At 45.5% G+C, this 25,965-nt stretch carries 25 protein-coding genes; 19 read left to right on the top strand and 6 right to left on the bottom strand.

Translation table 11 applies throughout. The annotated features are described in order from the left end of the window. Positions 1-59 precede the first annotated feature (59 nt). The 10 genes from AC1DRQ_RS03300 (at position 60) to AC1DRQ_RS03255 (ending at position 10,691) form a co-directional block, all read left to right on the top strand. Positions 60-629, top strand: a complete 570-nt coding sequence (locus tag AC1DRQ_RS03300) for a helix-turn-helix domain-containing protein (protein ID WP_477422189.1) — start codon at positions 60-62, stop codon at positions 627-629. 329 nt (positions 630-958) lie between these two features. Next, entirely contained in the window at positions 959-1,207 is a 249-nt protein-coding gene (locus AC1DRQ_RS03295) for a phage integrase SAM-like domain-containing protein (protein WP_477422188.1), read from the top strand. Positions 1,208-1,272: 65 nt separating this feature from the next. Beyond that, a complete protein-coding gene (locus AC1DRQ_RS03290; protein WP_477422187.1) occupies positions 1,273-1,770 on the top strand; it encodes a site-specific integrase in 498 nt (165 codons plus the stop codon). Between the two features lie 326 nt (positions 1,771-2,096). Then, a complete protein-coding gene (locus AC1DRQ_RS03285; RefSeq protein ID WP_429397918.1) occupies positions 2,097-2,705 on the top strand; it encodes a TetR/AcrR family transcriptional regulator in 609 nt (202 codons plus the stop codon). Between the two features lie 51 nt (positions 2,706-2,756). Next, entirely contained in the window at positions 2,757-4,118 is a 1,362-nt protein-coding gene (locus AC1DRQ_RS03280) for a TolC family protein (protein WP_429397916.1), read from the top strand. A 9-nt stretch (positions 4,119-4,127) separates the two neighbouring features. Beyond that, a complete protein-coding gene (locus tag AC1DRQ_RS03275) occupies positions 4,128-5,180 on the top strand; it encodes an efflux RND transporter periplasmic adaptor subunit (RefSeq protein ID WP_477422186.1) in 1,053 nt (350 codons plus the stop codon). A gap of 4 nt (positions 5,181-5,184) precedes the next feature. After that, positions 5,185-8,238, top strand: a complete 3,054-nt coding sequence (locus AC1DRQ_RS03270; RefSeq protein WP_477422185.1) for an efflux RND transporter permease subunit — start codon at positions 5,185-5,187, stop codon at positions 8,236-8,238. A gap of 102 nt (positions 8,239-8,340) precedes the next feature. Then, positions 8,341-9,237, top strand: coding sequence for a 3-hydroxyacyl-CoA dehydrogenase (locus AC1DRQ_RS03265; RefSeq protein WP_477422184.1), 897 nt, complete (start codon positions 8,341-8,343; stop codon positions 9,235-9,237). Positions 9,238-9,299: 62 nt separating this feature from the next. After that, complete coding sequence (locus AC1DRQ_RS03260) at positions 9,300-10,076, top strand: SDR family NAD(P)-dependent oxidoreductase (RefSeq protein WP_429397908.1); 777 nt, start codon at positions 9,300-9,302, stop codon at positions 10,074-10,076. Positions 10,077-10,103: 27 nt separating this feature from the next. Further along, positions 10,104-10,691: an SRPBCC domain-containing protein gene (locus AC1DRQ_RS03255; RefSeq protein WP_477422183.1), complete on the top strand. Its 588-nt coding sequence runs from the start codon at positions 10,104-10,106 to the stop codon at positions 10,689-10,691. A gap of 268 nt (positions 10,692-10,959) precedes the next feature. Here the strand turns inward: AC1DRQ_RS03255 and AC1DRQ_RS03250 are convergent, their stop codons facing one another. The 6 genes from AC1DRQ_RS03250 to AC1DRQ_RS03225 all read right to left on the bottom strand — a co-directional run bounded on the left by AC1DRQ_RS03250 (position 10,960) and on the right by AC1DRQ_RS03225 (position 15,817). Beyond that, entirely contained in the window at positions 10,960-11,223 is a 264-nt protein-coding gene (locus AC1DRQ_RS03250; RefSeq protein WP_477422182.1) for a hypothetical protein, read from the bottom strand. Positions 11,224-11,278: 55 nt separating this feature from the next. After that, positions 11,279-12,877, bottom strand: a complete 1,599-nt coding sequence (locus AC1DRQ_RS03245) for a Na+/H+ antiporter (protein WP_477422181.1) — start codon at positions 12,875-12,877, stop codon at positions 11,279-11,281. 6 nt (positions 12,878-12,883) lie between these two features. Then, the gene (locus tag AC1DRQ_RS03240) at positions 12,884-14,251 is read right to left on the bottom strand and encodes an alginate export family protein (RefSeq protein ID WP_477422180.1); all 1,368 of its coding nucleotides are present in this window, start codon (positions 14,249-14,251) and stop codon (positions 12,884-12,886) included. A gap of 48 nt (positions 14,252-14,299) precedes the next feature. Beyond that, entirely contained in the window at positions 14,300-14,743 is a 444-nt protein-coding gene (locus tag AC1DRQ_RS03235; RefSeq protein WP_477422179.1) for an OsmC family protein, read from the bottom strand. Further along, on the bottom strand, positions 14,740-15,135 hold the full coding sequence (locus AC1DRQ_RS03230) for a GNAT family N-acetyltransferase (RefSeq protein WP_477422178.1): 396 nt from the start codon (positions 15,133-15,135) through the stop codon (positions 14,740-14,742). Before AC1DRQ_RS03230 ends, AC1DRQ_RS03235 begins: the two co-directional genes overlap by 4 nt. A gap of 97 nt (positions 15,136-15,232) precedes the next feature. Next, positions 15,233-15,817 carry a Crp/Fnr family transcriptional regulator gene (locus AC1DRQ_RS03225; protein ID WP_477422177.1) on the bottom strand — a complete coding sequence of 195 codons (585 nt, stop codon included), beginning with the start codon at positions 15,815-15,817 and terminating at the stop codon, positions 15,233-15,235. Positions 15,818-16,129: 312 nt separating this feature from the next. Between AC1DRQ_RS03225 and AC1DRQ_RS03220 the strand changes: the two genes are divergently transcribed. The 9 genes from AC1DRQ_RS03220 (at position 16,130) to AC1DRQ_RS03180 (ending at position 25,946) form a co-directional block, all read left to right on the top strand. Then, positions 16,130-16,783 carry a hydrolase gene (locus AC1DRQ_RS03220; RefSeq protein WP_477422176.1) on the top strand — a complete coding sequence of 218 codons (654 nt, stop codon included), beginning with the start codon at positions 16,130-16,132 and terminating at the stop codon, positions 16,781-16,783. 83 nt (positions 16,784-16,866) lie between these two features. Then, a complete protein-coding gene (locus tag AC1DRQ_RS03215; RefSeq protein ID WP_477422175.1) occupies positions 16,867-17,781 on the top strand; it encodes a pirin family protein in 915 nt (304 codons plus the stop codon). 55 nt (positions 17,782-17,836) lie between these two features. After that, positions 17,837-18,868 carry an Atu2307/SP_0267 family LLM class monooxygenase gene (locus tag AC1DRQ_RS03210; protein ID WP_477422174.1) on the top strand — a complete coding sequence of 344 codons (1,032 nt, stop codon included), beginning with the start codon at positions 17,837-17,839 and terminating at the stop codon, positions 18,866-18,868. A gap of 50 nt (positions 18,869-18,918) precedes the next feature. Further along, positions 18,919-19,821 carry a pirin family protein gene (locus AC1DRQ_RS03205; RefSeq protein WP_477422173.1) on the top strand — a complete coding sequence of 301 codons (903 nt, stop codon included), beginning with the start codon at positions 18,919-18,921 and terminating at the stop codon, positions 19,819-19,821. 184 nt (positions 19,822-20,005) lie between these two features. Beyond that, positions 20,006-20,986 (top strand): zinc-dependent alcohol dehydrogenase family protein, encoded by a 981-nt coding sequence (locus tag AC1DRQ_RS03200; protein ID WP_477422172.1) that lies wholly within the window; start codon positions 20,006-20,008, stop codon positions 20,984-20,986. 38 nt (positions 20,987-21,024) lie between these two features. Further along, positions 21,025-22,425 (top strand): ATP-binding protein, encoded by a 1,401-nt coding sequence (locus tag AC1DRQ_RS03195; RefSeq protein WP_477422171.1) that lies wholly within the window; start codon positions 21,025-21,027, stop codon positions 22,423-22,425. Positions 22,426-22,450: 25 nt separating this feature from the next. Beyond that, a complete protein-coding gene (locus tag AC1DRQ_RS03190) occupies positions 22,451-24,118 on the top strand; it encodes an NAD(P)/FAD-dependent oxidoreductase (protein ID WP_477422170.1) in 1,668 nt (555 codons plus the stop codon). Between the two features lie 48 nt (positions 24,119-24,166). Then, the gene (locus AC1DRQ_RS03185; RefSeq protein WP_477422169.1) at positions 24,167-25,120 is read left to right on the top strand and encodes a hypothetical protein; all 954 of its coding nucleotides are present in this window, start codon (positions 24,167-24,169) and stop codon (positions 25,118-25,120) included. 418 nt (positions 25,121-25,538) lie between these two features. Continuing rightward, complete coding sequence (locus tag AC1DRQ_RS03180; protein ID WP_477422168.1) at positions 25,539-25,946, top strand: hypothetical protein; 408 nt, start codon at positions 25,539-25,541, stop codon at positions 25,944-25,946. The last annotated feature ends 19 nt before the right edge of the window (positions 25,947-25,965 follow it).

Genomic DNA, 25,965 nt, shown 5'->3' with positions numbered 1-25,965 from the left:
CGATGATTTGTTGGGGCGGGTGTTAATCTGGATAACTAAATTGTGGAAATTTAAAATCCATGAGTTCAAATTTCACGATCCAAAGAAAATGTGTGCATTGTAAACAAATATTCAATGCCAAAACCACTGTCACCCGATTTTGCGGCAAGCTGTGTAATAAACGGTTTAACGCTGCAAAACAGAGAAATGAAAAGATTGAAGCGGAAAACCAACAGCCTATTATTTTTTCCGCTCAAGCAATCCAATCCGTTAAAAACATAGAGTTTTTAGATACTCAAAAAGCTGCACTACTGCTTGGCGTATCGCGCAGTTTCATTTATCATTTAATAAACACGGGTAAACTCGTCGCCTACAATCTTTCTATTCGCCGGACAATCATTCTAAAAAATGACATCAAACAGTTATTTCAATTGAGGACACTTATGGCACCTCTTCCCAAAAAGAAGGTATCCAAAATGCCGCCAATGGGCGACTGTTATAATATGAGTGAGCTACACGAGAAGTTTAAAATCTCAGACGCAGCGATATATAATTTAATCAAAAGAAATAACATAGATAAGTTTCAGGTGGGCCGATTCACGTATGTTTCCAAGAAAAATATTGATTCAATTTTACTTAATCAAATCTGATGGCAAACATAACTATAAGAAGAAAATCGCTATCAAAAAGCCGCCAGTCACTTTACCTAGACTATTCACCAGCCTTATTCAACCCATCTAAAAATAAGCTTTAGCGATATGAATATTTAAAACTGTTTATTTATGATAAACCTAATAGTAATATTGAGCGGAAGCATAATAAGGAGACAACAAAGTTAGCTGAGTGGGTTAGGCTCAATCGACATCTTGACGTACAGAGTAACAGGTTTGGATTTTTATCTGAATCTAATAGGAGAGGTGATTTTATCAATTACTTTAAAAAATACACCGCAAAGCGCCAGAAAACAGATTCTGATAACATGGCGATGGCTTTTCGGTATTTTGAAGATTTTATAACCAGCAATAACCTGAAAGCTTATGACTTGAATGAGTCAATATGTGAGGGTTTTAGATCTTATCTTTTGAGTGGTCTGGGAATCAGCCTTAGAGAAAAGCCAATTTCAAGAAATACGGCTGTTAGCTATTTTGCGAAATTTCGATCTGCTTTAAAAGAAGCGTTTAGTAAGGGGTTGCTGGCAGAAGATCTCTACTCGTTGGTCAAGCCCTAAAAGCAAACGAAACACATCGCGAACGTTTGGAGTTGACAGAACTCCAAACGTTAATATCGACGCCAATGGAACCTGATGTAATTAAGCGTGCAGCAATATTTTCTGCTTTAACAGGTCTTAGGTTTTCAGATGTTAAAGCTTTAAAATGGTCTGAGCTACGAGGTCAGCCTGGCAAGTACTACTTACAGTATCGCCAACAAAAAACGTTGGTTGCTGAATACATGCCGATTTCTGACGATGCTGTTAAATTAATGGCAAACAAAAGAAAGCTTCATGAGTCAGTTTTCAAAAATTTAACTTATTCCTCGATCAGAGTTTTCTTAATAAGGTGGCTCGCAAAGGCTGGTATTAAAAAGAATATAACGTTCCATTGTTTCAGACACACTTATGCAACTTTACAGCTTGAATTTGGAACAGACCTTTATACTGTTTCTAAGATGCTTGGCCATAAGCATATTAAAACTACCCAAGTTTACGCTAAAGTTGTGGATAGTAAGAAAGGTCAAACCATAAATAGAATTAAAGTTAATATAGACAAGCTTAATATGACTAATTCGATTTAATATCAACAAGAGGCCGGTTATTCCGGCCTTTCATTTAACTCGTTAAAAATTTATTTGTTGAACGGATTTTTGGGCGCATAGTTCGAGCCCAGGTGGGGCTCGAACCTAATTCTTATTAAAGAAAGGATTTTGATCACCTTAAAATGACGTGTTTTTAAGGTACAAGTAGACTTGTGTAAACCGGTCCAGTTTCTGTTTTTAATGTCAGATTTCAAAAAAGGTGGTTGAATTATTTTGGTTTATTAAACACTGTTCAATAAATTTGTACCGGTTTTAAATTAAATCAAGTCATTAGCGATCTTATATTCGTATCATATATAATCTAAATGGGCATAGCAGAACGAAAACTGGAAGAGAAGCAGGAAATGCACAAACGCATCCTTAATGGTGCACGAAAGATATTTTTAGAAAAGGGTTATGAACAGGCCAGTATGCGCAGTATTGCTCAGGAGATCCGTTATAGTCCGGGCTCGCTATATTTCTATTTTAAGGATAAAAGCGAAATTTTCCACGAATTGCATAAAGAAGGTTTCCGCCTGCTGCTGAACCAGTTAAAAGTACTAGACAAGGTAGCTGATCCATTTGAGCGTTTAAAGGCTTCCGGGCGCGTTTTTATTCAATTCGCCCACGAGAACAAGGACTACTATAACCTGATGTTTATTGTTGACGAACCGGTTAAAGACTCTTTGTCCGAGGGATTTCAGATCGCAGAAGAAGCGATCAGTTATATGCAGGAAATGGTAAAGGAATGCCAGCAAAAAGGGAAGTTCAAGGATATGGACACGGAATACTTTACTTTCCTGATCATCTCGGTGGTTCATGGCATCTGCGCGCTTTTTTGCAAACACCGCAATTCAAGCTTTGTCGGCAAGACGAATGAAGAGCTGATGCAAAACGGATATGAGTCTTTTGTGGCGCTGCTCGAAAAAAGCTAGCCTTTTTTTTAACTATATTGAACACTGTTTAAAATTATAACAATGATTAAAATGAAATTTAAAAATCAAACATTCTATCAACTTTTGCTTTTATCATCGGCCTTACTGGCTGCACCCTTTGCAAAAGCTCAGGGCAGGTTGGATGAGTATATCCAGCAAGGCCTTGCCTCTAATGAAAGTATAAAGCAACAAAACTTTGTACTCGAAAAAAACATCTACGCGCTGAAGGAAGCTAAGAGCATGTTTTTGCCCGAGGTTACCTTTTCCACCACCTACACGAAAGCTGACGGCGGGCGTACGATAGATTTCCCGACCGGCGATCTGTTTAACGGAGTTTACGCCACACTAAACCGGTTGACAAACAGCAATGCCTTTCCGCAGTTGCAAAACCAAAAGATCCTGCTCAACCCGGACAATTTCTACGATGCTAAATTCCGCACGACACTTCCCATCCTGAATGCAGAACTGATCTATAACAAGCGGATCAAAAAGCAGCAGGTAGACCTGCAAAAGGCCGAGGTGTTGCTTTATAAGCGTGAACTGGTCAAAGAAATCAAAACGGCTTATTACAATTACCAGAAAGCCGTGTATGCGACCGGTATTTACGAATCTTCCCTTCGTTTGGTTGATGAAGGGCAAAGGATCAATACGAAGTTGTATGAAAACAGCAAAGTAAACCGGACAGTGGTGCTCCGAAGCCAAAACGAAGTGTCGCGGATCAACGCCTCGCTCATCAGTGCCAAAAAAACAGCCGAATCAGCACGTTACTATTTTAACTTCCTGCTTAACCGCCCGCTTACAGACAGTATTGGTTCAGATAATATTACGGCGCTCCCTGCCCGGGAACAATTACTGGGAAACAGCGTTAGCGGAAGGGAAGAATTGTCCAAGCTAAGAATAGCAAAAGATATTAACGGCAATCTGACCGGGCTGGCCAGATCCTATATCGTCCCCAAGTTAGGAACCTTTATCGATCTGGGTTCGCAGGCTTTTGACTGGAAGTTCAACAATAACAGCCGTTACTACCTGTTTGGGGTCTCTCTCCAATGGAACCTCTTTTCTTCCGGCAAAAACAATTACCGGGTGAAGCAGGCGATCGCCGACCAGAATGCCCTGGCATCACAGACCGATTACGTACAGCAGCAATTGCTTACCGAACTTAAAGTTCGCCAGGCCAGTATGCAAAGCGCCATTGCGCAATACGAGGCCGCACAATCCCAATTAAAAACCAGTCAAACCTATTACGGTGATATGCTGAAGTTATACAAACAGGGAATGGCCATTTACATAGAACTGCTGGATGCCCAGAACCAATGGATCGATGCCCAGCTTCACGCCAATATTGCCCTTTACGACACCTGGATTGCAGATGCCGCGATCGAACGTGCCAATGCCAGTTTCACCATTCAATAAAAACCCATCATGAAAAAAATAAAATTACTCAGCCTTGTTGCAGCCACTTTAATCGTTGTTGCGTCCTGCAAAGAAAAATCCAAAGAAAAAAATCCAATAGGAGAACCGGATATTATTTCCGTTAAGGTTTCCAAGGTCTCTGTTTTAGGCGTGCCCGATCAGATCACCGCCACAGGCCTGGTCAGTACAGAGGATGAAGCCAAATATGCCTTTAAGATAGGCGGTGTGATCAGCCRTATCCTGGTACAGGAAGGCCAGTTCTTTAAACAGGGCCAATTGTTAGCGACCCTAAATTCCACCGAAATTTCGGCAGGTTTAGCACAGTCCAGCTTAAGTGTAGAAAAAGCGCAACGTGACTATAACCGGGCGCTAAATCTTTACAAGGACAGTGTTTACACCTTAGAACAATTGCAGAATACCAAAACGGGTTTGGATGTAGCTAAAAAGGCAAGAGAAGCAACCGCTTTTAACGAACGCTATTCTAAAATATATGCCGCTTCCGACGGTTTTGTAAGCAAGAAAATAGCGAACGAAGGAGAGGTAATTGCCGAAGGAATGCCGGTACTCCTCATTAATTCAACCGAACAACATAACAGTTATTCTCTTAAAGTCGGTGTGACCGACCGCGAATGGGCCATTATCAAGCCTGGGCAAACCGCCAAAGTAACGCTCGACGGATATGCCGGTCAGGCCTTTGATGCCACCGTGTTCCGCAAGTCGCAGGCGGCTGATCGTGAATTGGGCTCGTTCCAGATAGAACTGAAACTGCAATTAAACGGCGTAAAACCCGCGGTTGGCATGTTTGGTAAAGCAGAGATAGCCACTCATCAGGATAAAAGCGCGATGATCATCCCATACGCCTCTCTCGTGGAAGCTGACGGCAATAAAGGTTTCGTGTTTACTACTATCGGCACAACCAGGGTAAAAAGAGTACCGGTTACCATCCTGAAGTTTGATAACGAAAACGTGTACCTCAAGGATAAACTGGAAGGTATAGACCAGATCGTGATCTCCAACAGCGCCTACCTCAACGAACAGTCTTTCATTAAAATTATCAAGTAAGGCCATGAAGATCACAAATTTTGCAGTCAAGAACTATCAGTTCACGCTGATCATATTCCTTTTGGTAGCAGTTGTCGGCGTGCTGACGCTGTTTACCATGCCCCGTTCGGAAGACCCGACCACACATGCACCGCAATATATCATTACGGTTATTTACCCGGGTACCAGTCCCAAGGATATGGAAGAACAGGTAGTAAAACCCATCGAAAACAAGATTTATGGACTGGAGAACATTGAAAAGATCCTGACAACCGTAGAGGACGGTGTGGCGGTTATCCAGCCCAAATTTAAATATGGTGTTGACGTGGACAATAAATATCAGGAAATATCCACGGAGATCAATGCGCTAAAAAACAGTGAACTTCCTAAAGATATCTACCTGATCAAAACAGAAAAGGTATCCTCATCAGACGTAAAAGTTTTACAGGTTGCTCTCGTGTCAGATAACGCTTCCGGTAAGTTGCTGCGGGATAAAGCAGACATCCTTAAAACGCAATTAGAAAAGATCACCAATCTGAAAGAGGTGAAATACTTCGGTATGCCCGAGCAGGAGATCCGCATCGATATGCAACTGGATAAGCTGGCTCAATTGAAAATACCGCTTAATTTGGTCATCGGCAGTTTGCAAAGCGAAGCCGCGGATATTCCCGGAGGTAGCATTAATCTGGACAGCAAGGTGTTTAACGTAAAAACCAGCGGCAAATTTAAAAACGTTGAAGATGTGGCCAATACGGTGATCTACAATGCCAATGGCAAGATCATCTATCTGAAAGATGTGGCAGACGTGAGCTACAAGGATGGCATCGTCGACCATATTACCCGGGTGAACGGGCACCGTTGTATCCTGGTTACGGCAGCTATGAAAGATAAGGTGAATATAACCAGCGTTCAGAAAGAATACTTACCTGTATTGGAGGAATTTGGCAAAACCCTGCCGGAGAACATCCACATGGTCAAAAATTTCGACCAGGCCAATATGGTATCCGAACGTTTAGGCCATCTTGGCTTTGACTTTGGGCTGGCTATTGTGCTGGTGGTAGTAACCCTTCTTCCTTTAGGCTTCAGGGCATCGCTGATCGTGATGATCTCCATTCCGCTTTCCTTAGCCCTGGGACTCATTGCCTTAAACATGTTAGGCTATTCTTTAAACCAGTTGAGTATTGTTGGCCTGGTGGTGGCGTTAGGATTACTGGTGGACGACAGTATCGTCGTCGTCGAAAATATTGAACGCTGGCTCAGGGAAGGGCATTCCCGTACGGATGCCATTTTTAAGGGAACGAAACAGATCGGTGCCGCTGTTGTTGGTTGTACCGCAACGCTGGTTATCGCGTTTTTGCCGCTGGCATTCTTACCCGATATAGCCGGTGAATTTATCCGTAGCCTGCCAATGGCCGTCATGACCAGCGTACTGGCATCCATGATCGTAGCTTTGACGCTTGTTCCTTTCCTGGGCAGCAGGATGTTAAAAACCCATACACATGGCGAGGGTAACTTCTTTTTAAAGCACCTGCAAAGATTCCTGACCAGATCTTACAGCCGCGTTATGCCGCTTGCCTTAAAATGGCCTAAAGCCACCATCGGGATATCATTAGCCTTAAGCGGGCTTGCTTTTTTCCTGTTTACGTTAACCGGATTTAAGCTTTTCCCCACTTCTGAAAAACCGATGTTCCTGATCAATATCAAAATGCCCTTACAGGCGGATATACCGGAAAGTGACCGGGCGACTAAACTTGTAGAGGGAGAATTGAAAAAACATAAAGAGATTGTTTTTTATACATCGAATGTGGGTAAAGGTAACCCCCAGATTTATTACAACGTGCACCAGCAGGATGTAAAGCCCGACTTTGCCCAGGTATTCGTTCAATTGGGCGAAGAGGCAAGTCCCGGTGAAAAAACGGAACTGATCAAACGACTGCGAAATAAGTTCAGCAACTTCCCTTATGCCAAGATCGAAATCAAAGATTTTGAACAGGGAACACCTATAGAAGCGAATATTGTAGTAAGAGTATTTGGGGAGAACCAGGATACCTTACGGTCCCTTTCATTTAAAGTGGAAGAGATCCTGAGGAAACATCCGGGTACTTTCTTCGTCAATAACGAACTCAATACCTATAAGTCGGATGTTAAAATAAAGATCGATAAAGAAAAGGCCCGTACTTTGGGTGTCCTGACCAGTGATGTGGACAAAGTGGTCCGCCTGGCAGTCGCCGGGTTAACCGTAGGGGATTATATTGATGACCGGGGCGATTCACGCAACGTAGTGATCACGCTTCCAAGGGATAAGTTCTCTAACCTCGATGCTTTAAAAAAACTTTATGTCAATAATGTGCAGGGCACCCCGGTGCTGGTAGACCAGATCGCGACGATCTCCTTTGAAACATCGCCCACGGCGATCAACCATTTTAATAAATCACGCTTCGCCAAGGTTACGTCGCTTACGAAAGAGCATGTACTGGCCAATGACATTTTGAAAGACGTTGTTCCGCAATTGAATAAATTAAAGATGCCGCAGGGCTATTATTACAAGCTTTCCGGCGAGGCCGAGTCAGAAGGTGATACACTGGGAGGCAACTTCCTTTCCGTAATTATATTGAGCACCTTTCTTTTTATCGGGGTCCTGCTGCTGCAGTTTAAGACCTTTAAAGGGATCATTATTGTATTGTCGATCATTCCTTTAGGTATCCTTGGCGGGGTGGTATTACTACTGATGACAGGCAACCCGATGTCACTTGTCTCTATTATCGGATTCATCGGCTTATCAGGTATACAGGTTAAAAATTCGCTGTTGCTGGTAGATTTTACTAACCAATTACGGCTCGAAGGCCATAGTATTGATGAGGCTATCAACATGGCAGGCGAAACCCGTTTTCTGCCGGTAGTGCTTACATCCATAACAGCCATCTGCGGTTTGCTTCCCATTGCGCTTAACCCCAACCCGCTTATCGCGCCTTTAGCCATTGTATTGATCGGCGGACTGATCAGTTCTACTATCCTTTCGAGGATCGTAACGCCGGTAATGTATAAACTGATACCGCCGAGCCTCGAAAATGACTTGTAATAAATGAATTAGAGCTCATAAATGAAATTAACGCGCTGATTTTAAAACACTTAAAATCACCCTTAAGAACCTGATTAAATAACACATTTTAAATATTTTATAATGAAAATTAAAAACGTTACCGTATTCGGGTCTGGTGTACTGGGTGCACAGATCGCTTTTCAAACTGCCTACCACGGTTATCGTGTTACCTTGTTCGATATCAAAGAAGAACTGCTGGATCAGGCAAAGCTGAAATTTGAACAGTTTAAACCACTTTATCAACACGATATAAATGCCGCTCCTGCCGATCTTGATGCTGCTGTATCAAAAGTAAGCTTTACCACAGATCTCGCCGTATCGGTAAAAGATGCAGATCTCACTATCGAAGCGATTCCTGAAAGTATTCAGATCAAGAAGGATTTTTATAAAAAGCTAAGCCCACTGGCTCCTGCAAAAACAATTTTTTGCACCAACTCATCTACGCTGTTGCCAAGCCAGTTCGCTGCTGAAACAGGCCGACCGGAGCGATTTTTAGCACTACACTTTGCTAATTATTTATGGAAGAATAACGTGGCTGAAATTATGGGGCACGACGGCACAGATCATGAAATTTTTGATCAGGTAGTTCAATTTGCTAAAACGATCGGTATGCTAACCATACCAATCTACAAGGAACAGCCTGGTTATGTCATGAATTCACTTTTAGTGCCCTGGTTAATTGCAGGCCTGGATCTATACCGAAATGGTGTTGCCGATGCAGCATCTATTGATAAGACCTGGATGAAAACCGTCGGGGCCGATTTGGGGCCTATGGCTATGGCAGATCTCGTAGGAATGACCACCGCTTATAATGTTACTAAGTCCTATGCAGAATTAACCGGCGAGGAGGTATGGGAAAAAAGACGGGATTTCCTGAAAGAGAACTTCATTGATAAAAACAAGCTCGGTATATCTACAGGGGAAGGTTTCTATACGTACCCAAACCCGGCATATCAAAATGCTGATTTCCTGAAATAGAGATAACCTTAAATGTACCAATAAACAAAATTCAAAAATCACTAACATAAATTTTAATCCACATGAAAGAATACATATTGCTCACCGGCGCATCGTCCGGTATTGGCTATGAAATGGCCAATCAATTAGCTGCAAAAAAACTGAACCTGATATTGGTTGCCCGTACTGAAACCAAATTACAGCAAATGCAGGCGGAACTAACCAACAGGTATGGCATTCTGGTTCAGTATTTCGTTGCAGATCTCTCTGATGTAAATGCTGCTAAAAACCTTTACAAAAAGGTGCAACAGGAAAATTTATTAGTAACCCACCTGGTCAATAATGCAGGTGTAGGCAACTATGGCAATTTTACTGAAACCTCATTGGAAGAAGAACTGGGCATGATTCAATTAAATATTTCCAGTTTGGTAGTACTTACCAAGCTCTTTGCAAAAGATATGGTCAGCCGCAAATCCGGTAGAATTATGAATATAGGATCATTGCTTTCATTTTTGCCATTTCCATATTTTGCTGTTTATTCTGCTACCAAAGCTTTTGTGCTGGCGTTTAGTGAAACGCTTGCTGCCGAATTAGACGGCACCGGCGTTATTGTTAATTCTCTTTACCCCGGCACGGTAGATACGGGCTTTACCACCGAGAAGATGCAATCTACAAATCTTCATAAAACCAAGCCAATGCATCCCAAAGAAGTGGCAGCGCAAGGTGTGAAACATCTTTTATCGGGAAAAGGGAAAAAAGTAGTTGGCTTTCAAAACTGGTTTAACTCCAAACTGTCAAGTTTTGTCCCTGATCCTATTATGATGAAGATCAAAAAGAATCTCGCAAGTGTTAAATCTTAATGAAGTAAAAATCAAATATCCGACACAATGAAAACAACAAAATTATTTATACTGGTTAGCTTAGCCAGTATATCATTGCTACTTTCTTCATGTTATTCACACAAAAAAGTAGTTCAGTCAAGTTTACCTTATTCCGATAAAATCAACTGGCCAGAAGGCTATAAACCATCTGAATCTGATTTTTTCATACACAACACAATAGACATCAAAGCTTCACCCCAAGTGGTTTGGGATATTCTCATCCAGGCTGATAAATGGCCGGAATGGCACAAAAAAGCTGAAGGGATTGAGCTGCTAAATTCACCTAACGGGAAGCTTAATTCATCCAGTGTTTTTATTTGGCACCCGGCAGGTAAATTCACTTCAACTATAAAGGAATTCAATCCTCCTTATAACATAGCCTGGCGAGGCGAAACCCATAACAAAAATATGACCGTTTACAATGCATGGATGATTATCCCAACCAAAGAAGGTTGCAAGGTTGTTTCCGACGAATCCCAAAATGGGCCTAAAACAAAAATGGAGAAAATCTTTGCCCCTAATATGGTTCGTAAAGATCTTTTGGATTGGTTAATCAGGCTGAAAGAACTGTCAGAAAAACAATCAAACAATTAAAACAAAGGAACTATCTCTCCTTGGGTCATAGGCCAGATACGGCTCGAACCACGGACCCACTCTAATTTTGCTTAGAAAATTGCTGTTTTTTGCCTATTTTTGAGTGTTAGAGAGGTGATACCCCAAAGCGGCTACCAGGCCTTTTGTAAACCTCGTAAGTGATTGAAATTCAGCATGAAATAGAGATATGAGTGTAGCCCAGGTGGGGCTTGAACCCAATATTATGAACCCAATTGCTAATTCGTCAAGATGCATTAAAATGCCAGTTTTATTCTCCTTGGTTTAGATTTTTGAACAGTATATTCAAAATTTGATCAATAGCATCAAGAATATCCTGACGGCCATTTGGCTTCGACAGGTCGATGTCGGAGAAGATCCCCCCATTATTACGGGTGTGCAATATCGTGTAATAAATGCCGCCAACCAGCAGCGCGGCAACTGCGAATGAGGTTACTATCGTAGAGATTTCCCAAAGGATCAATTGTTGCATTTCCTCGTCTAACTGGAAATAAATGAATTGATTCTTTAGCAAATGGCCGATCAGACTTTTAGTGTCGTCAAGGTTCTTCGGTAAGGTGAGCTGCCTCCTATGTCTCGGATACGCGCAGATCATTGATATCCAGCAAATGTTCCGCTTTTCGGATCGCTTCATCGGTGTAAGTCCGCTCATTCTTCATTTTGAACAGCTCCCTGCGCTGATGATCATGGATATCGGCCATCACCTGCTGAAACTCCTGACGTTCCGCATTTCTGTTGATACACATTTCGACCGAATCCAGGTACAGCTGGTTTCCATCGATCTCCCGTTTAAGTTTCTCGGCATATGCCCTCAAAAGGCTGTTGCCGCTCGCATTAACATGCCGTGCGTTCAGCCGCTGCAGTGCAACTGTATCCAGCCTGAGCCTGATTCCCGCATGTTGTTCATGATCAGGCAGTATAGGGTCAAGCTCACCGATGTCGGTCAGCCTGATAATGGCTGGAAGGGTCAATCCTTGAATGACCAGGGTAATGAATATCACCACGAAAGTGATGAAGACGATCAGTTCGCGATGAGGGAACACCTTTCCGTCATTCATGTATAACGGTATGGATAAGGCCGTTGCCAGCGATACCACACCGCGCATTCCTGCCCAGCCGATAATGAGCGGATGTTTCCAGCCCGGCGATGGCTTAAGCTTTCCCTTTTTGCTGAACCAGCGGGGTATGTACAAGGTAGCGAAAACGTACAAAAGCCTGATCACAATTGCGATGAAGCTGATAAAAACGCCGTACTTAATAGCCGCTGTAATGGATACATCGCCCAGGCCCCGCACGATCTCCGGCAGATCCAGCCCGATGAGGATAAATACCAATGCGTTCATCACAAAAATGAGTGTGTGCCAGACGCCCGTCATATTCATTCTTGTGTGTCCTGTTTTGAACATCTCATGCGCACGGAATGACATGAACAACCCACCGCTTACTACGGCCATCACGCCGGAAAAATGAAAATGCTCCGCCAATAGAAAAAGGATGTAAGGCGTCATCACCGTTAATGTGGCATCTATGGCGGACGAAGTGGGCATAAATCGATGGATAATATACATGACATATGCACCTGCAAGGCCCACAACGATCCCCATACCCGCCACCCAAAAGAACTGCCCGGTTGCCTGCTGCACGGAAAAAGCCCCGGTAAGGATCACTGCCAAAGCAAAACGGTATACGATGAGCGACGACGCATCGTTCACCAGGCTTTCGCCTTCCAGTATGGTAATGGTACGATGCGGCACTTTAAGCCCTTTCAAAACGGTTGTCGCCGCTACCGCATCCGGGGGAGAAATGATTCCGCCCAGCAAGAAACCCAGAGCCAGCGTAAAACCCGGGATAAAGGAATGGGCCGCATACGCCACCACGAACGAGGTAAAAAAAACCAGACCAAAGGCCAGCATGGCGATACCACCGCTCCACTTTTTGAATTCTTTCCAGGAGGTGTACCAGGCGGCTTCATACAACAATGGCGGCAGAAAAATGAGGAAGATCAGTTCGGGATCTAACTTAAGCGCCGGGATGCCCGGAAGAAAGCCGATGCCCAGTCCTGTAAGCACGAGGAATATCGGGTAAGCAATACCAATCTTTCCTGCGAGCATGACCAGCAGCATCACTACAAATAAAAGACCCAGAATAAAAAGCAGATTTTCGTGCATTGCTGATCAAAATTTAAACGCCAGGAGCGAACTGATAAAAAAACCATCTTTGTGCTGCGGTATCACGTCATTGATAAAATCCCCGGTCTTAAAATATTGCACGCCGGCATTGTAGTTCAGAAACTTGCCGATCTGCCAGGAAACTGTAGAAATGTAAGACGTGCCAATATAACGGCCGTCTGAATTGGAGGACCCCAGGCTGAGACTACCATCCGGGCGGTAAATGCCGTCCTGCAGGGATTGCCGCCAGTAGAAGACCGTCTCTACGGAAAGCAGCACTTTCCTCGCCAGGCTCCAGGTCAGGTTGGGATGAATAGAAAGCAGGTTCCCCGGACCAGCCTGCGGGTTCATACCAAAATAACCGCCGTTCGGATATAAGGCGCTAAATGTGCCCAGTTTACCGTCACCTTTAACATCGTCGCCAGAAATAAAATCGCTTCGGAGCTTGACTGTCGGTGCGCCTTTCAGGTTTGCGAAGCGATAACCGATATCCATGGAACCGCCCCAGGCACGTATATCTGCCGCGCCGAATTTGCCCAACTGATAACCGATCTCAAAATTGTAGATCAACTCATTTCCATTCGCCCAAAACCGGGTACCGAGGGTATGCCGGGATTCAGCGGCAACACCTTCATCGAACCCGGCCTCAGCCCGGTCGATACCTAAATAATAAAGGTCAATATTGAGCATTTTAGCCACGGCATGTGTGCTGTAAATACCCCATAGGTTCGATTTGCGGCTAATGGGATTATCAAATACACCGGTCTTTACCCGACCGGCCGCCATGACGAAAGCATCCACGTTCCATTTTGGTGTAGCATAGGCCACCTTGGCTCCGTCGAAATACAGGCGAAGGTTGGGGCCCTCGCGCACATCAAGCAACCGGCCGCTACCGTACTGCAATTCCTGGCGTCCCAACCTGATGGTCATCTTATCATCCATTTCTTTGTAAGGGATCAGGTCTATGAAAAGGTTCTGAACGTTCAGTTGGTCTTCATCGATGGGCCGCGGTCCGTTCTTTCGCCCGTTCTCCAGGCCGCTGCGTACCTGCCCGAAGATCCTGATCCTGTCGCTCAAATGCAGATCCGCATGCAGTTGGTAGCGCTGTAGCAGAAAAATGTTTCTGCCGACTTTCCTTGCGCCCCAGTCTTCGTGATCTGCCCGGTCCAGTTCAGCCCTTAGCTCGCCGCCGAAGGATACATAGGTCTTACCGCTTTCCGAAAGCGGCAGATATTTCAGCCGGTTGTAAAAGGTCCGGGCACTATCCTTCAAGGCTGTATGATCTTCATCAAAACGCAATAGCTTGAAATTTTGGGCATTGGAATATTTTGCAAGCATCAAAAGACTAAGAAGTATTATGGTTTTTATTTTCATCAGGAATGCGTTTTTTGTAGTAGATCATCTGATCCGGTTTTGTTGCGTTTATTCCGTTTCGGTCATCACCGCTCCGGCCGTCCCGAATTCCGAAATGATTTTGATACTTCCTTTCAGGATCTTAGATACCGGGCAGTTCTCCGCTACGCGGATCAGCCGGTCCTGTAGTTCCGGTGCTAAAACATCCGGAATGGCTATGCGGCGTTCAATCTGCGTGACTATTCCCTCGTTCCCGATCTTCTGGAACATGTTCGCCTCTACACGGATCTCCGGAATGTCCAGGCCCTTAAGGTCGATGTACATCCTTAAGGTGGCCAGCGTACAGGAGACCAGCGCGGATAACAGCAGCGTGAAAGGATCCGGACCACGATCTTCGCCACCCAATTTTTGAGGTTCGTCGGTGACCATTACGCCGTTACGCCAGTGTATTGCGGTCAGGAATTTTTCGGTTCCGATGATCCCTCTGACCGGGTTTTCCAGGATGTATTTCATTGATGCCAGTCTTTGCTCCACACATCTTCATATTCCGCCGGATGCCGCTGGAACTGTGCGTTCACAAACGGGCAAAGCGGAATGATTTTTAGTGCCTTTTCCCTTGCGTAGCGGACCAGTTCGGCCAGCAGTAGTTTTGCAAAGCCACGGCCTTCATATTCCGGGTCAACCTCGGTATGGAATACCGCCAGCCTTCCGCCCGTCATGGCAAGGCTCATTTTACCTACTTGTAACTCATCCGAAAAGAGCTGTACCTCCCTATGGACATGATCCGTAAAAACAACTTTTGTATTTTCCATAATTCCGTTAACACGATTTTGCGGACTTATCAAGCAAAACACACGCGCGGCAAGGCCGCCCGTGCATAAAGGCCGTTGTATAAGTCCAGACAAATCTCCGCAACGGGGATCGATCAGAAAGATGACATTTGTAAAGAAAAGTAATAGATAAAGGTCTATTATTATGTACAAGGCGAGTAATGAAGCGGCATTATTTTAGCTTGAGCTTAAGTTTGACACGACTTAGCGTATCCTTATTAATACCAAGATAGGACGCAATAATATGCTGCGGAAAACGCTCAGCGAAGGCGGGATAACGTTCGATAAGGTCGGCATAACGCTTACCGGCACTATCAGTTAAGGCTGAAGTGAGGCGCTGATTGTGGGCTATTTCCATCCGCTGATCGAGCTTCATTTTCATTTCACAATATGCCGGAATGTTATGGAGCAGCTCAGCATCCCCTTCTCTCGTGATACAAAGCAGTTCACAAGGCTCCAGGGCATCAATATGGTACCGGCTCGGGATACGATTGAAAAAACTTTCACGGTCGCCCATCCACCATTCCTCAAGACCAAGTCTGATAACATGCTCCAGTCCTTTTTCATCTACCGAGTACATACGCATGGAACCTTTTACAATAAATGCGTAATTCATACATATATCGCCAGCCTGCAGCAGGTATTCTTTTCTTTTTAATCTTAACGGCGTAAAGTTTCGCCTGATCATTGCCTTTTCCTCGCCTGAAAGTGGTATAGTGCTGAATTTTTTTAGATAGTCAAAATATGCATTGTACATAAGCAGGCCCCGGTATCATTTAAAGAATTTAATATTATAGATCGTCGTGTAAATATAAATCAAAATGTACTTTTTAATCAATTCTACCTTGTGTTTTATTTTTCAAATAACTGATAATGTGGTATTTGTAATTTATATACCCAATAAAATACAGGCACCTGCAAAATTTTAATAGACAAATATCTACGAGTTTATTAAACATATATCATCTTTTGAATTTGACAGTAATATTAAAATTTGCCCCAGGGGCTGATGCCCTGCTTACGTGTGTTTTAAAAAATTGATTATTTATTAACCATACAACTATCAAACATGTCAAACATTCAAAAAAAAGGCCTTGAGGCCCTGCTGCGTCCGGAAGACAGTATCGTGGTGCTCATCGATCACCAGCCATTCCAGTTCACTAACCTGAACAGCCATGATCCTACAATGATCATCAACAATGTTGCAGGACTATCAAAAGCTGCAAAGGTTTTTAATGTGCCAACCATTCTGACCACTGTGCTGGAGGAACGTGGCGGTTTGATCATTAAGCAGATCCAGGATGTATTCCCGGAGCAAAAACCCATCAACCGCACCTGGATTAATACCTGGGAGGACCCTGCCGTGACCGATGTTGTGGCAAAAAGCGGTCGCAAGCAGCTGATCATTGCCGGTTTATGGACGGATATATGCGTGGCCATGCCTGCCATCCAGGCAGCAGCTGAAGGCTATGATGTATTTGTTGTAACCGATGCCTGCGGGTCGTCTTCGCTGGAAGCGCACGATATGGCTGTACGCCGTATGGTACAGCATGGTATTACACCTATGAACTGGTTTGCGGTTATATCTGAATGGCAGCGCGATTGGGCGCGTGTTGATACAGCTGCCCAGCTAGCGGGTTTGATGATCGAGCATTGCGGAGCAACAGGCGTGGCTTTTGCATGGGAACAGCAATTGTTAAATACACCTGTACCCGCTCAATAATCAGCATCAACGGGATTGCGAACAGCACATACGATCGTTCAATGTTATCAGGACGACAACATCTATACATTAAAAAATAGTTTATGCTCGATATCGTCATATCATCACGCCAGGCAGAGATCATTCCGGGCTTCGTTGTTAAGCGCCTTTTACCTTTCCAGCTCCGGCGTATGGTAGGGCCCTTTATTTTCATGGACCATGGCGGGCCGGTCAGCATACCGACCGCCATCCATAGCAACCTGGATGTGCTTCCGCATCCGCATATCGGTCTGTCCACTGTCAGTTATCTGTTCAGCGGAGAGATCACGCACAGAGATTCGCTCGGCGTTGAACAAGCCATTAAACCAGGCGAAGTGAACTGGATGACGGCTGGCAAAGGGATCGCACACAGCGAACGTTTTGAAGATCCGGCCATCAGGGCCGGCGGTAAACTGGAAATGATCCAGACCTGGGTAGCATTACCCGAAAGCGATGAAGAAGCGGAACCTACGTTTCATAATTATAAGCCTGATCAGTTGCCGGTATTTACAGAGACAGGAGTTTGGATGCGTCTGATCGCGGGAGAAGCTTTCGGTCTGAAAAGCGGTGTAAAAACTACATCACCGCTATTTTATTTACATGTCATACTTGAAGAAGGTGCCAGGTTCGGAATTCCTGCAGGGCATAGTGAAAGAGGTGTTTACGTTGTGAACGGAAGTGTCACCGTAAGCGGCACGCGCTATCATGCCGGACAACTTTTGGTATTCAGCAATGGTGTCGATCCGGTGATCGTCGCTGCTGAGCGTTCTACATTGATGATGCTGGGCGGAGAGCATCTGGGGGAACGTTACATCTGGTGGAACTTTGTAGCGAGCCGCAAAGAAAGGATCGAACAAGCTAAAGAAGACTGGAAGCAGGGCCGGATTCTGTTACCACCTGCAGATAATGCCGAATTCATCCCGCTGCCAGTAAGTAACTCAAGGCCTGCCGGCGGGCCACCACCCAATACCTTATCCTGATAGTGGCCCGGGGAGGGGATTATAATCATGACCAAATTAAAACAGAAGAAGATATATGGAAATAGGCGTAGATAGTTTCGCTTCGGCGATGTACGGAAGCAATGAATTGAATAGTGTTGATGCCATGGAGCAACTGTTGGACAGAATTGTCGCGGCAGATGAAGCCGGGCTTGATGTTTTCGGCATCGGCGAACATCACAAGAAAGAATTTCTGGATTCCGTTCCTGCCGTGATCCTTGCCGCGGCTGCGGCCCGAACAAAAAGGATCCGGCTGATGAGCGCAGTGACCGTACTGAGTACATCGGACCCGGTCCGTGTATTCCAGCAATTTGCCACACTGGATATCATTTCCAAAGGACGTTCAGAGATCATCGCTGGCCGGGGATCTGCGATCGAAGCGTTCCCCCTGTTCGGATACGACCTGAATGATTATGATGCACTGTTCAAAGAGAAATTAAAGTTGTTGTTACAGATCAGGGACGAGGAATTTGTTACCTGGTCGGGCAAGTTCCGGCCGGCAATGGAAAACCAGCCGGTCTATCCGCGCCCCGTACAAAAAAAGTTACCGGTATGGGTTGGTGCAGGCGGAACGCCTCAATCGTTCGTCCGCGCGGGTATGCTGGGCCTTCCCCTGATGGTGGCCGTTATTGGCGGTGAAACCGAGAGTTTCAGGCCGCTGGTGGATCTTTACAGGAAGTCAGGCGAAGAAGCCGGATTCAAGCCGGAAGAGCTGAAGGTCGGATTGCATTCCCCGGGCTATGTGGGCGATACCGATGAGTCGGCCATTGCGGATTACTATCCCGGGTATATCGAGTCATGGACAAAAATTGGCCGGGAACGCGGCTGGCCGCCAGTTACCAAAGCGCAGTTCGATGCCGGAGTGTCGCCGAAAGGCGTGCTGGTAGTTGGCGGACCGGAAACAGTGGCCGAAAAACTAAAAAGGCATAGCGAAGCGCTCGGGGGTATAGACGTGTTCACTTTTCAGATGGACATGGCCGGCCTTACGCACGGACAGCTCTTACAGGCCATTAAGCTGACCGGCAGCAAGGTCATCCCACTGGTCAACGGAAAAATCGGGGATAACTAACCGACACACTGTAACCGAAACTTTAATATCGTTCACGATCAATATTGATAATGAAAAAGAAAAGCAGTTTTTCAACCCAGGGGCAAAGGGCAGACATTGGCGACCTGGAAATTTACCGGATGCTGCCTAACAGGTATGCTGACGCGGTCGGCCCGTTCGTATTCCTTGATCATATCGCTCCAAGGGTACAGACCAGGATTAACAAAGAAGGTACTGAAGCACATCCGCACCGGGGCATTGCCACATTAACCTACATCCTGGATGGCGAAGACGAGCACTTTGACAGTGCCGGGAACTATGCCAGGGTACATTCCGGAGGGGTGCAATGGATGAATGCCGGTAACGGGATCATTCATGATGAAACGTTGAATTATGATTCGCAGGGTGATTCCAAACTTGTACATGCTTTCCAGTTTTGGATCAATCTGCCCTCGGAGATCAAAGCTGAGAAACCAGCCTATTTAGCCATTGAAAGCAACGAAGTGCCGCACAAAGACCTGCCTGACGGAAAGGGTTGGATCAAAGTTGTCGTGGGGGCTTTTGAAGAATTGAGTTCAGCGATACCCAATTATTCGGAACAATTCCTTCATCACATTCATTTGGAGGCGGGTGCCACTTTTGTGATCGACTTTGCCGATGAACTGGAAGTAGCCGCCTACCTGCCCGAAATGCCAGGCGCTATCAATGATGAAAAGTTCAATGCCGGAGATTTTATTGAATTCGACAGGAGGAAAGGAAGTATCGAGCTGAGAAACGAGAACCATAAAGCCAGCGATTATATATTGTTCGGCGGAGCCCCATATCAGGAGCCGATCTTCGCGGAAGGACCTTTTGTCATGAATTCCAAAGTGGATACAGCCATCGCCTACCGGGATTTTTATAACGGTGATTACGGAAAGATCGACTATGAAAAACAGCGCTCAGGACTAACTGATAAAGATAAAACAGTGTGAATAAGGAACATAAATTTAAGACAGGTGACGGTGAACAAGTCAGTACCTGATCCGATTCGGGGAAAAACAACAGTTGTATTATACCGAAGACGATATCAGGATCTGGGATAAATAGTTCAGCCAACAAGCCTTCCCAATATTGTAGTACAAGTTTCTGACAAAAAAACATGATCAAGGATACGAAATGAAAAGACTGGTGTTTGAAAGACATGGTGATCCGCTTCAGGTTCTGAGAATAGCTGAGGCACCCATTCCAGTGCCGGCAGAGGGCGAAGTGCTGGTCCGCATGGTCCGCAGGCCGATCAACCCTTATGAGCTGGCGCTTATCAACGGTAAAAGCGATGAAGGGTCGGTTCCTATGCAAGTTCCCGGTTTTGAAGGCATTGGGATCGTTGAAGCGACGGGCAGCAGTGTACTACCTTTCAAGAAGGGACAGCGGGTGATCCCGACACCTGTCGATTTGCCGGGTACCTGGCAGGAATATGTTACCGGGCGACCGGAACAGTTCATCACCGTACCGGATGGCGTCGGCGACACGCAGGCTGCGCTGGTCCTTAACCCGCTTACATGCCTGGTCATTCTCCGGGAAAAACTGAACGTCCGTGAAGGGCAATGGGTCTTGAATACCGCTGCATCCACCTATATCGGTCAGTTACTGATCCAATTCGCCGGGATCATGAAGTTCAAACTGATCAATGTGGTCCGGAACCGGACGGCTGAAGAGCACATCAGATCATTGGGGGCAGATCATATCATCAACACCAGCACCGATGACCTGGTCACCGTGGCAGGACGCCTGACGAAAGGACTTGGCGTATGCGGGGTCATTGATCCTGTAGGCGGACGAGTGGGTTCCCTGGCCGCGAAAACGCTTGGCTTCGGCGGAAAAATGCTGTTGTTCTCCAACATGTCCGGGGAATCCGTTTTTGTGGAACCAATGGAGTTCATCAATAAAAAACTCAGCATCACAGGTTATACCAGCCYGCACTGGCTTAATGAAAATACCTATGAGTATAAAGCTGCGGTCGTATACGAGATATTCGATTTGATACGTAAAGGCTTGCTGGATCTGAAAGCAGACGGGGAATATCCCCTTGACGACTTTGTCTCTGCTATCAGGAGATCGAAAGAGTCAGGGCGTACCGGCAAAATTATGCTTGTTTGAGTATTAAGTCAGGTCTGCTTTAATTGACCAGTTCGCCTATGAAAAATGTAACCGTTGAATGGCTGCAAGCCATTGAGAGTTTAAAAGATGTACCCGGTGAACAACTGCAGTGGTTCATTGACCGGGGAAAGATCCTGGAGCTGCAGGCAGGTGCGATCTTGTTCAGGCCGGGCGACCCCATGCCGGGACCTTTTGTGATCCTGTCGGGAAAGCTGATGCTGTGTGTACCACGCGGACAGGAATTGCAGGAGGCGGGTGTATTTGAGCCCGGGACGATCGCCGGATATTTGCCTTTCTCCCGGGGAAAAATCGCCAATATTGTCACCGAGGCGGTCGAGGACCTGACCTATCTGCAGTTTCCGATTGACCTGTTGGACGAAATGACCCGGTGTCACTTCGGCCTCACGCAGGCCCTGGTACATGTGATGGCCAATCGCATCCGGGAGTCAACCGCGTTTGAGCAGCAGAATGAAAAGATGATGGCTCTAGGAAAGCTGTCAGCCGGCCTTGCCCACGAGCTGAACAACCCGGCCGCGGCCGTCGTCAGGGGGTCCAACTCTTTATTGAAACACTTCAAACTGGTGCCGGATGCGTTCAGGCAGGTCATGTCGCTCCGTTTGGATGGCGCAGACGTAAGTTATGTAACAGATAAATTGTTTGAAGCCTTGTCAAAACCGGAAAAGCCGGTGTTAAGCATGATGAAGCGTTCTTCCCTGGAGGATGACCTCCTTGACTGGCTGGATCAGCACGGCGTTAATTCCCCCGCCGAGACTGCCGAGAACCTGGTCGATTTCGGCTTTAGTGTTGACGATCTGGATGAGATAAAAGCCCATGTCCCGGTCGATGCGGTCTCTGCAGTGTTTGGCTGGATCAATAACAACCTGGTGACCGAAAAAATAGTGGTCGATATAAAGGAGGCTTCCGGCCGGATAGCGGATCTGGTAAGCGCTGTCAAGTCGTTCACGCATATGGATCAGGGTCAGGGGAAACAATACGCGGATATCCATACCGGTATCCGAAGCACGCTGAAGATGTTGAATCACAAGATCAGAAATGGCAATGTGCAGATCGTCGAAAATTTTGATAGTAGTTTGCCCGAGGTGAACGCACTGATAGGCGAACTGAACCAGGTTTGGACCAACCTTTTAGATAATGCGCTGGACGCCATGGAACCAAATGACAAAAGTCAGCTGACGATCACTACGGGCCGGTCCAAAGATTGCGTGCGTGTCACCATTTCAGACAACGGACCCGGCATCCCGGACGATGTCAGGAGCCGGATATTTGACCCGTTTTTCACCACGAAACAGATCGGTAAAGGTACCGGCCTGGGCTTGGATGTGGTGACGCGGATCGTTAAACAACATAAAGGTGCCGTTAAAGTACACTCTAAACCGGGCCAGACAGACTTCATTGTGGAATTTCCTATCAATGGATAACAAATATTTTTAACTAATCATTCATATGAATCAACCGATTATATTCTGTATAGATGACGACGTCCAGGTATTAAGGGCGATAACGCGCGACCTGAAAGGCCGGTACAGAAACCGTTACCGGATACTGAGTACCACAATAGTGCAGGAAGCCCTGGAGAACTTGCGGGAACTGAACAACAGAGGCGATGCCGTGGCGTTGTTCCTGGCAGACCAGCGCATGCCCGAAATGCAGGGCGTTGATTTCCTGAGGAAAGCGATCAAGTATTTTCCTGAGGCAAAACGGGCATTGCTGACCGCCTACTCTGATAAAGATTCCGCAATTAAGGCCATTAATGAAGTAAAATTGGATTATTACCTCGTTAAGCCCTGGGATCCTCCTGAAGAAAAACTATTCCCGGTAATAGATGACCTGCTGCACGACTGGCAATGCGACTATCATCCGGTTTTCAAGGGCATTAAAGTGATCGGATATCAGTTTTCTCAAAGCTCTCATGAGCTAAAGGATTTTTTGGCCGGTAACCTGGTTCCTTATCAATGGCTGGATATTAAAGCGGATAAAGATGGACAAAAATTAATGGCTAACAATGGTCGTAATGAGGCCGATCTTCCGATAGTGTTTTTAGAGGATGGCAGTTACCTTACCAAACCGGGCCTGGCAGAACTTGCCGGTCGCATAGGTTTAAATCCCCAGCGGGAACGTCAGGATGTTTATGACGTAGTCATTATTGGCGCTGGCCCAGCGGGGCTTGCCGCCGGTGTTTACGGTGCTTCGGAAGGATTAAAGACCTTGCTGATCGAGCGCCGGGCACCGGGTGGACAGGCCGGCACCAGTTCGCGCATAGAGAATTATCTGGGCTTTCCAACCGGTTTAAGCGGTGCCGAACTGACCCACCGGGCCATGACCCAGGCTACCCGTTTAGGGACCGAATTCCTTTCGCCCCGGTTAGTGCGGTCTATTGAACAAAAGGATGGATACAAAAGGATCATCCTGGATGATAATGAAGACATCGTTACACGAAGCGTAGTGATTACCACAGGCGTTGATTACCGCAAACTGGACAAGCAAGGCATTGCTGAATTTACCGGCGCAGGGATTTATTACGGTGCAGCGATGACCGAAGCTACCGCCTGCAAAGACAAAGATGTTTATATCGTTGGAGGGGGAAACTCTGCCGGGCAGGCCGCCATGTACCTTTCTAAATTTGCCAGGAACGTTTATATATTGATCCGTAAGGAAGACCTGACCTCGACCATGTCGGCTTACCTGATCGATCAAATCGCGGCAGAAAATAACATCCATGTAATGCCAAAGGTAGAAATTGCGGCTGCTTACGGTTCAGATAAGTTGGAAAGCCTGGATATCCGCTCCTTCGATACCGAGGAGATAAGCAAATACGCCGCCGATGCGCTTTACATTTTTATTGGAGCCAAACCGTTCACTGATTGGATCACCCTGGACATTGTCAAAGATGACAAAGGATTTTTGGAAACAGGTCGCGACCTGAAGTCCCATGTCGATTACCCAAAGATCTGGAAAGAAAAGCGCGACCCATACTTACTGGAGACCAGTTGCCCGGGTATTTTCGCTGCAGGTGATGTAAGGGCCGGTGCCATGAACCGGGTTGCTTCGGCCGTCGGCGAAGGTTCTATGGCGATCAGTTTTGTGCACAAGTACCTGGCGGAAGTAAAATAACCGAAAAAGCAAACAGCATCAATTTCAAAATTCATTTAAGTCATCCATATGTTACGAATTAAGTCCTCTTTTTGGCTGATCAGTTTAATGCTATGTTATTCTGCAACCCGGGTAAAGGCACAGTTTTATGAACAAACATCGGAACTGCATGGTGACATCGTCGTTTTGCCGATCACCCTCATCAATGCATACCCTTTTATTCCGGGAACAGTTAACGGCGTTGCCGGCAAATTCATGTTCGATACCGGGTTCGGATCATCCATTTATCTCAATGATCATTTTATCAGTCTGCCTGATAAAAAAATGAAAGGCAATGGCGTTGTTGCCAGCGGCCAGTCTTTCACGACCAATGTAAATGATACCATCAGAGAGATCAAATTTACCAACGGTATTACTTACCGAAACCTGGAAAATATCAATAGTGCGAACTATGATTTCCTACAGCAGTACATAACCCCTGACTTTCTCGGGTATATCGGTCATGATTTTTTTAAAGGCTATCTTTTTAAACTGGATTATCTGCACAGAAAGGTCACGTTTTATAAAACTTCTGCCGGGCGTAATATTTCTAAGGACTTTTTAGCGAATGAAAAGGTTTTGGCTGTTATAGATTTTGAGCTCAGAAAGTTACCCAATCATCCGCTTGTTAAAATAAAAATAGACGGCATCGACGTTTTAGGGTCATTTGATACAGGCCAAAATGGGTTATTGCAATTAGATGGCCCATCCGCTAAGATGCTCAGAAGCCAGGGTAACGTACTTACGTCAGGTACAGACAGCGGCGGCGATACCTTGCTGAACATTAAAAATATAACGATCGACGGGAAATTTAAAACTGCTTTAAAAGGAGTGGAATTGGCTGATCTGAAAGCTACCCAGGTCGTCAGGAGAGAATTGGGTATTACCGAGCCGAACCTGCTGGACATCGGTTACCGGCTCTTTTTACAATATAAAACGGTTTGGGATTATGCTAATAAAAGGATCTACATTTTGGAGTATTGATGACCGGGACCGGGTCAATAGCCAACGGCGTGTGCCATACCCACATCTGCCAAGCGCTAAAAGCCACCGGAACGAATGCCCGGTGGCTTTGCTTTTTACTTTGAGGGGTCAAAGCCTACTGTCGCAGGCATAAGAGTACATCGCTAATTATCCAAGAATTTGGACAAGGTGAAAACACAGCTTTTTATCAACCATGAGTGATTTATTTGTCGTTAGTCGTCGGTATTTTCTATTGTTTGAGAGGGTTGGCATATACAAAACGCCTGTTCACATAATAGAATTAGCTACCTGTGCCAGGTAAGCTACTTTCGTTCATCGTTTTCGGAACAAGTAATCCGGGATCTGATAAATCAACTCAGATCTCAGGTACCACTCGAAAACGGAATAACATCTATTTTTTAACATAAAGAAAATTACAATGAAAAAGGCAACAACAATTTATCTGATAACGTTCCTGGTAATGGGGTTATTAGCGGCATGCTCTTCACCTAAGTACTTTGGGAAAACCTATGCACCGACCCAAAATGTGGATGTTTATCTGGATAAAGCAGACGTTAAGAAAAATCACACCACTATAGGTACTTCCAGCGTCGGTAAAGGCTTCGGTTCAATAGAGGCTGCCCAGCAAAAAGTCATCGAATTAGGAAAAGCCAAAGGCGCGGACGGTGTGATCATGACCCTTACTGAAGAAGTAGTGAGTACCCAGCAGACCGGTTCAGGATTCGTTAACAAAACGAACAAGAAAAATGTTACGAGTACGAACAGCTCAAACACGACGGATATTAAAACGAAAAAAATAACCGCTACCTTCATTAAATACGAATAAGGAACCGGCCTGGTCAGTA

The sequence above is a fragment of the Mucilaginibacter sp. P4_E8 genome, from assembly GCF_056401495.1.
Note: the sequence above shows the minus strand (reverse complement) of the source record. Positions and strands in the feature narration are given on the sequence as shown.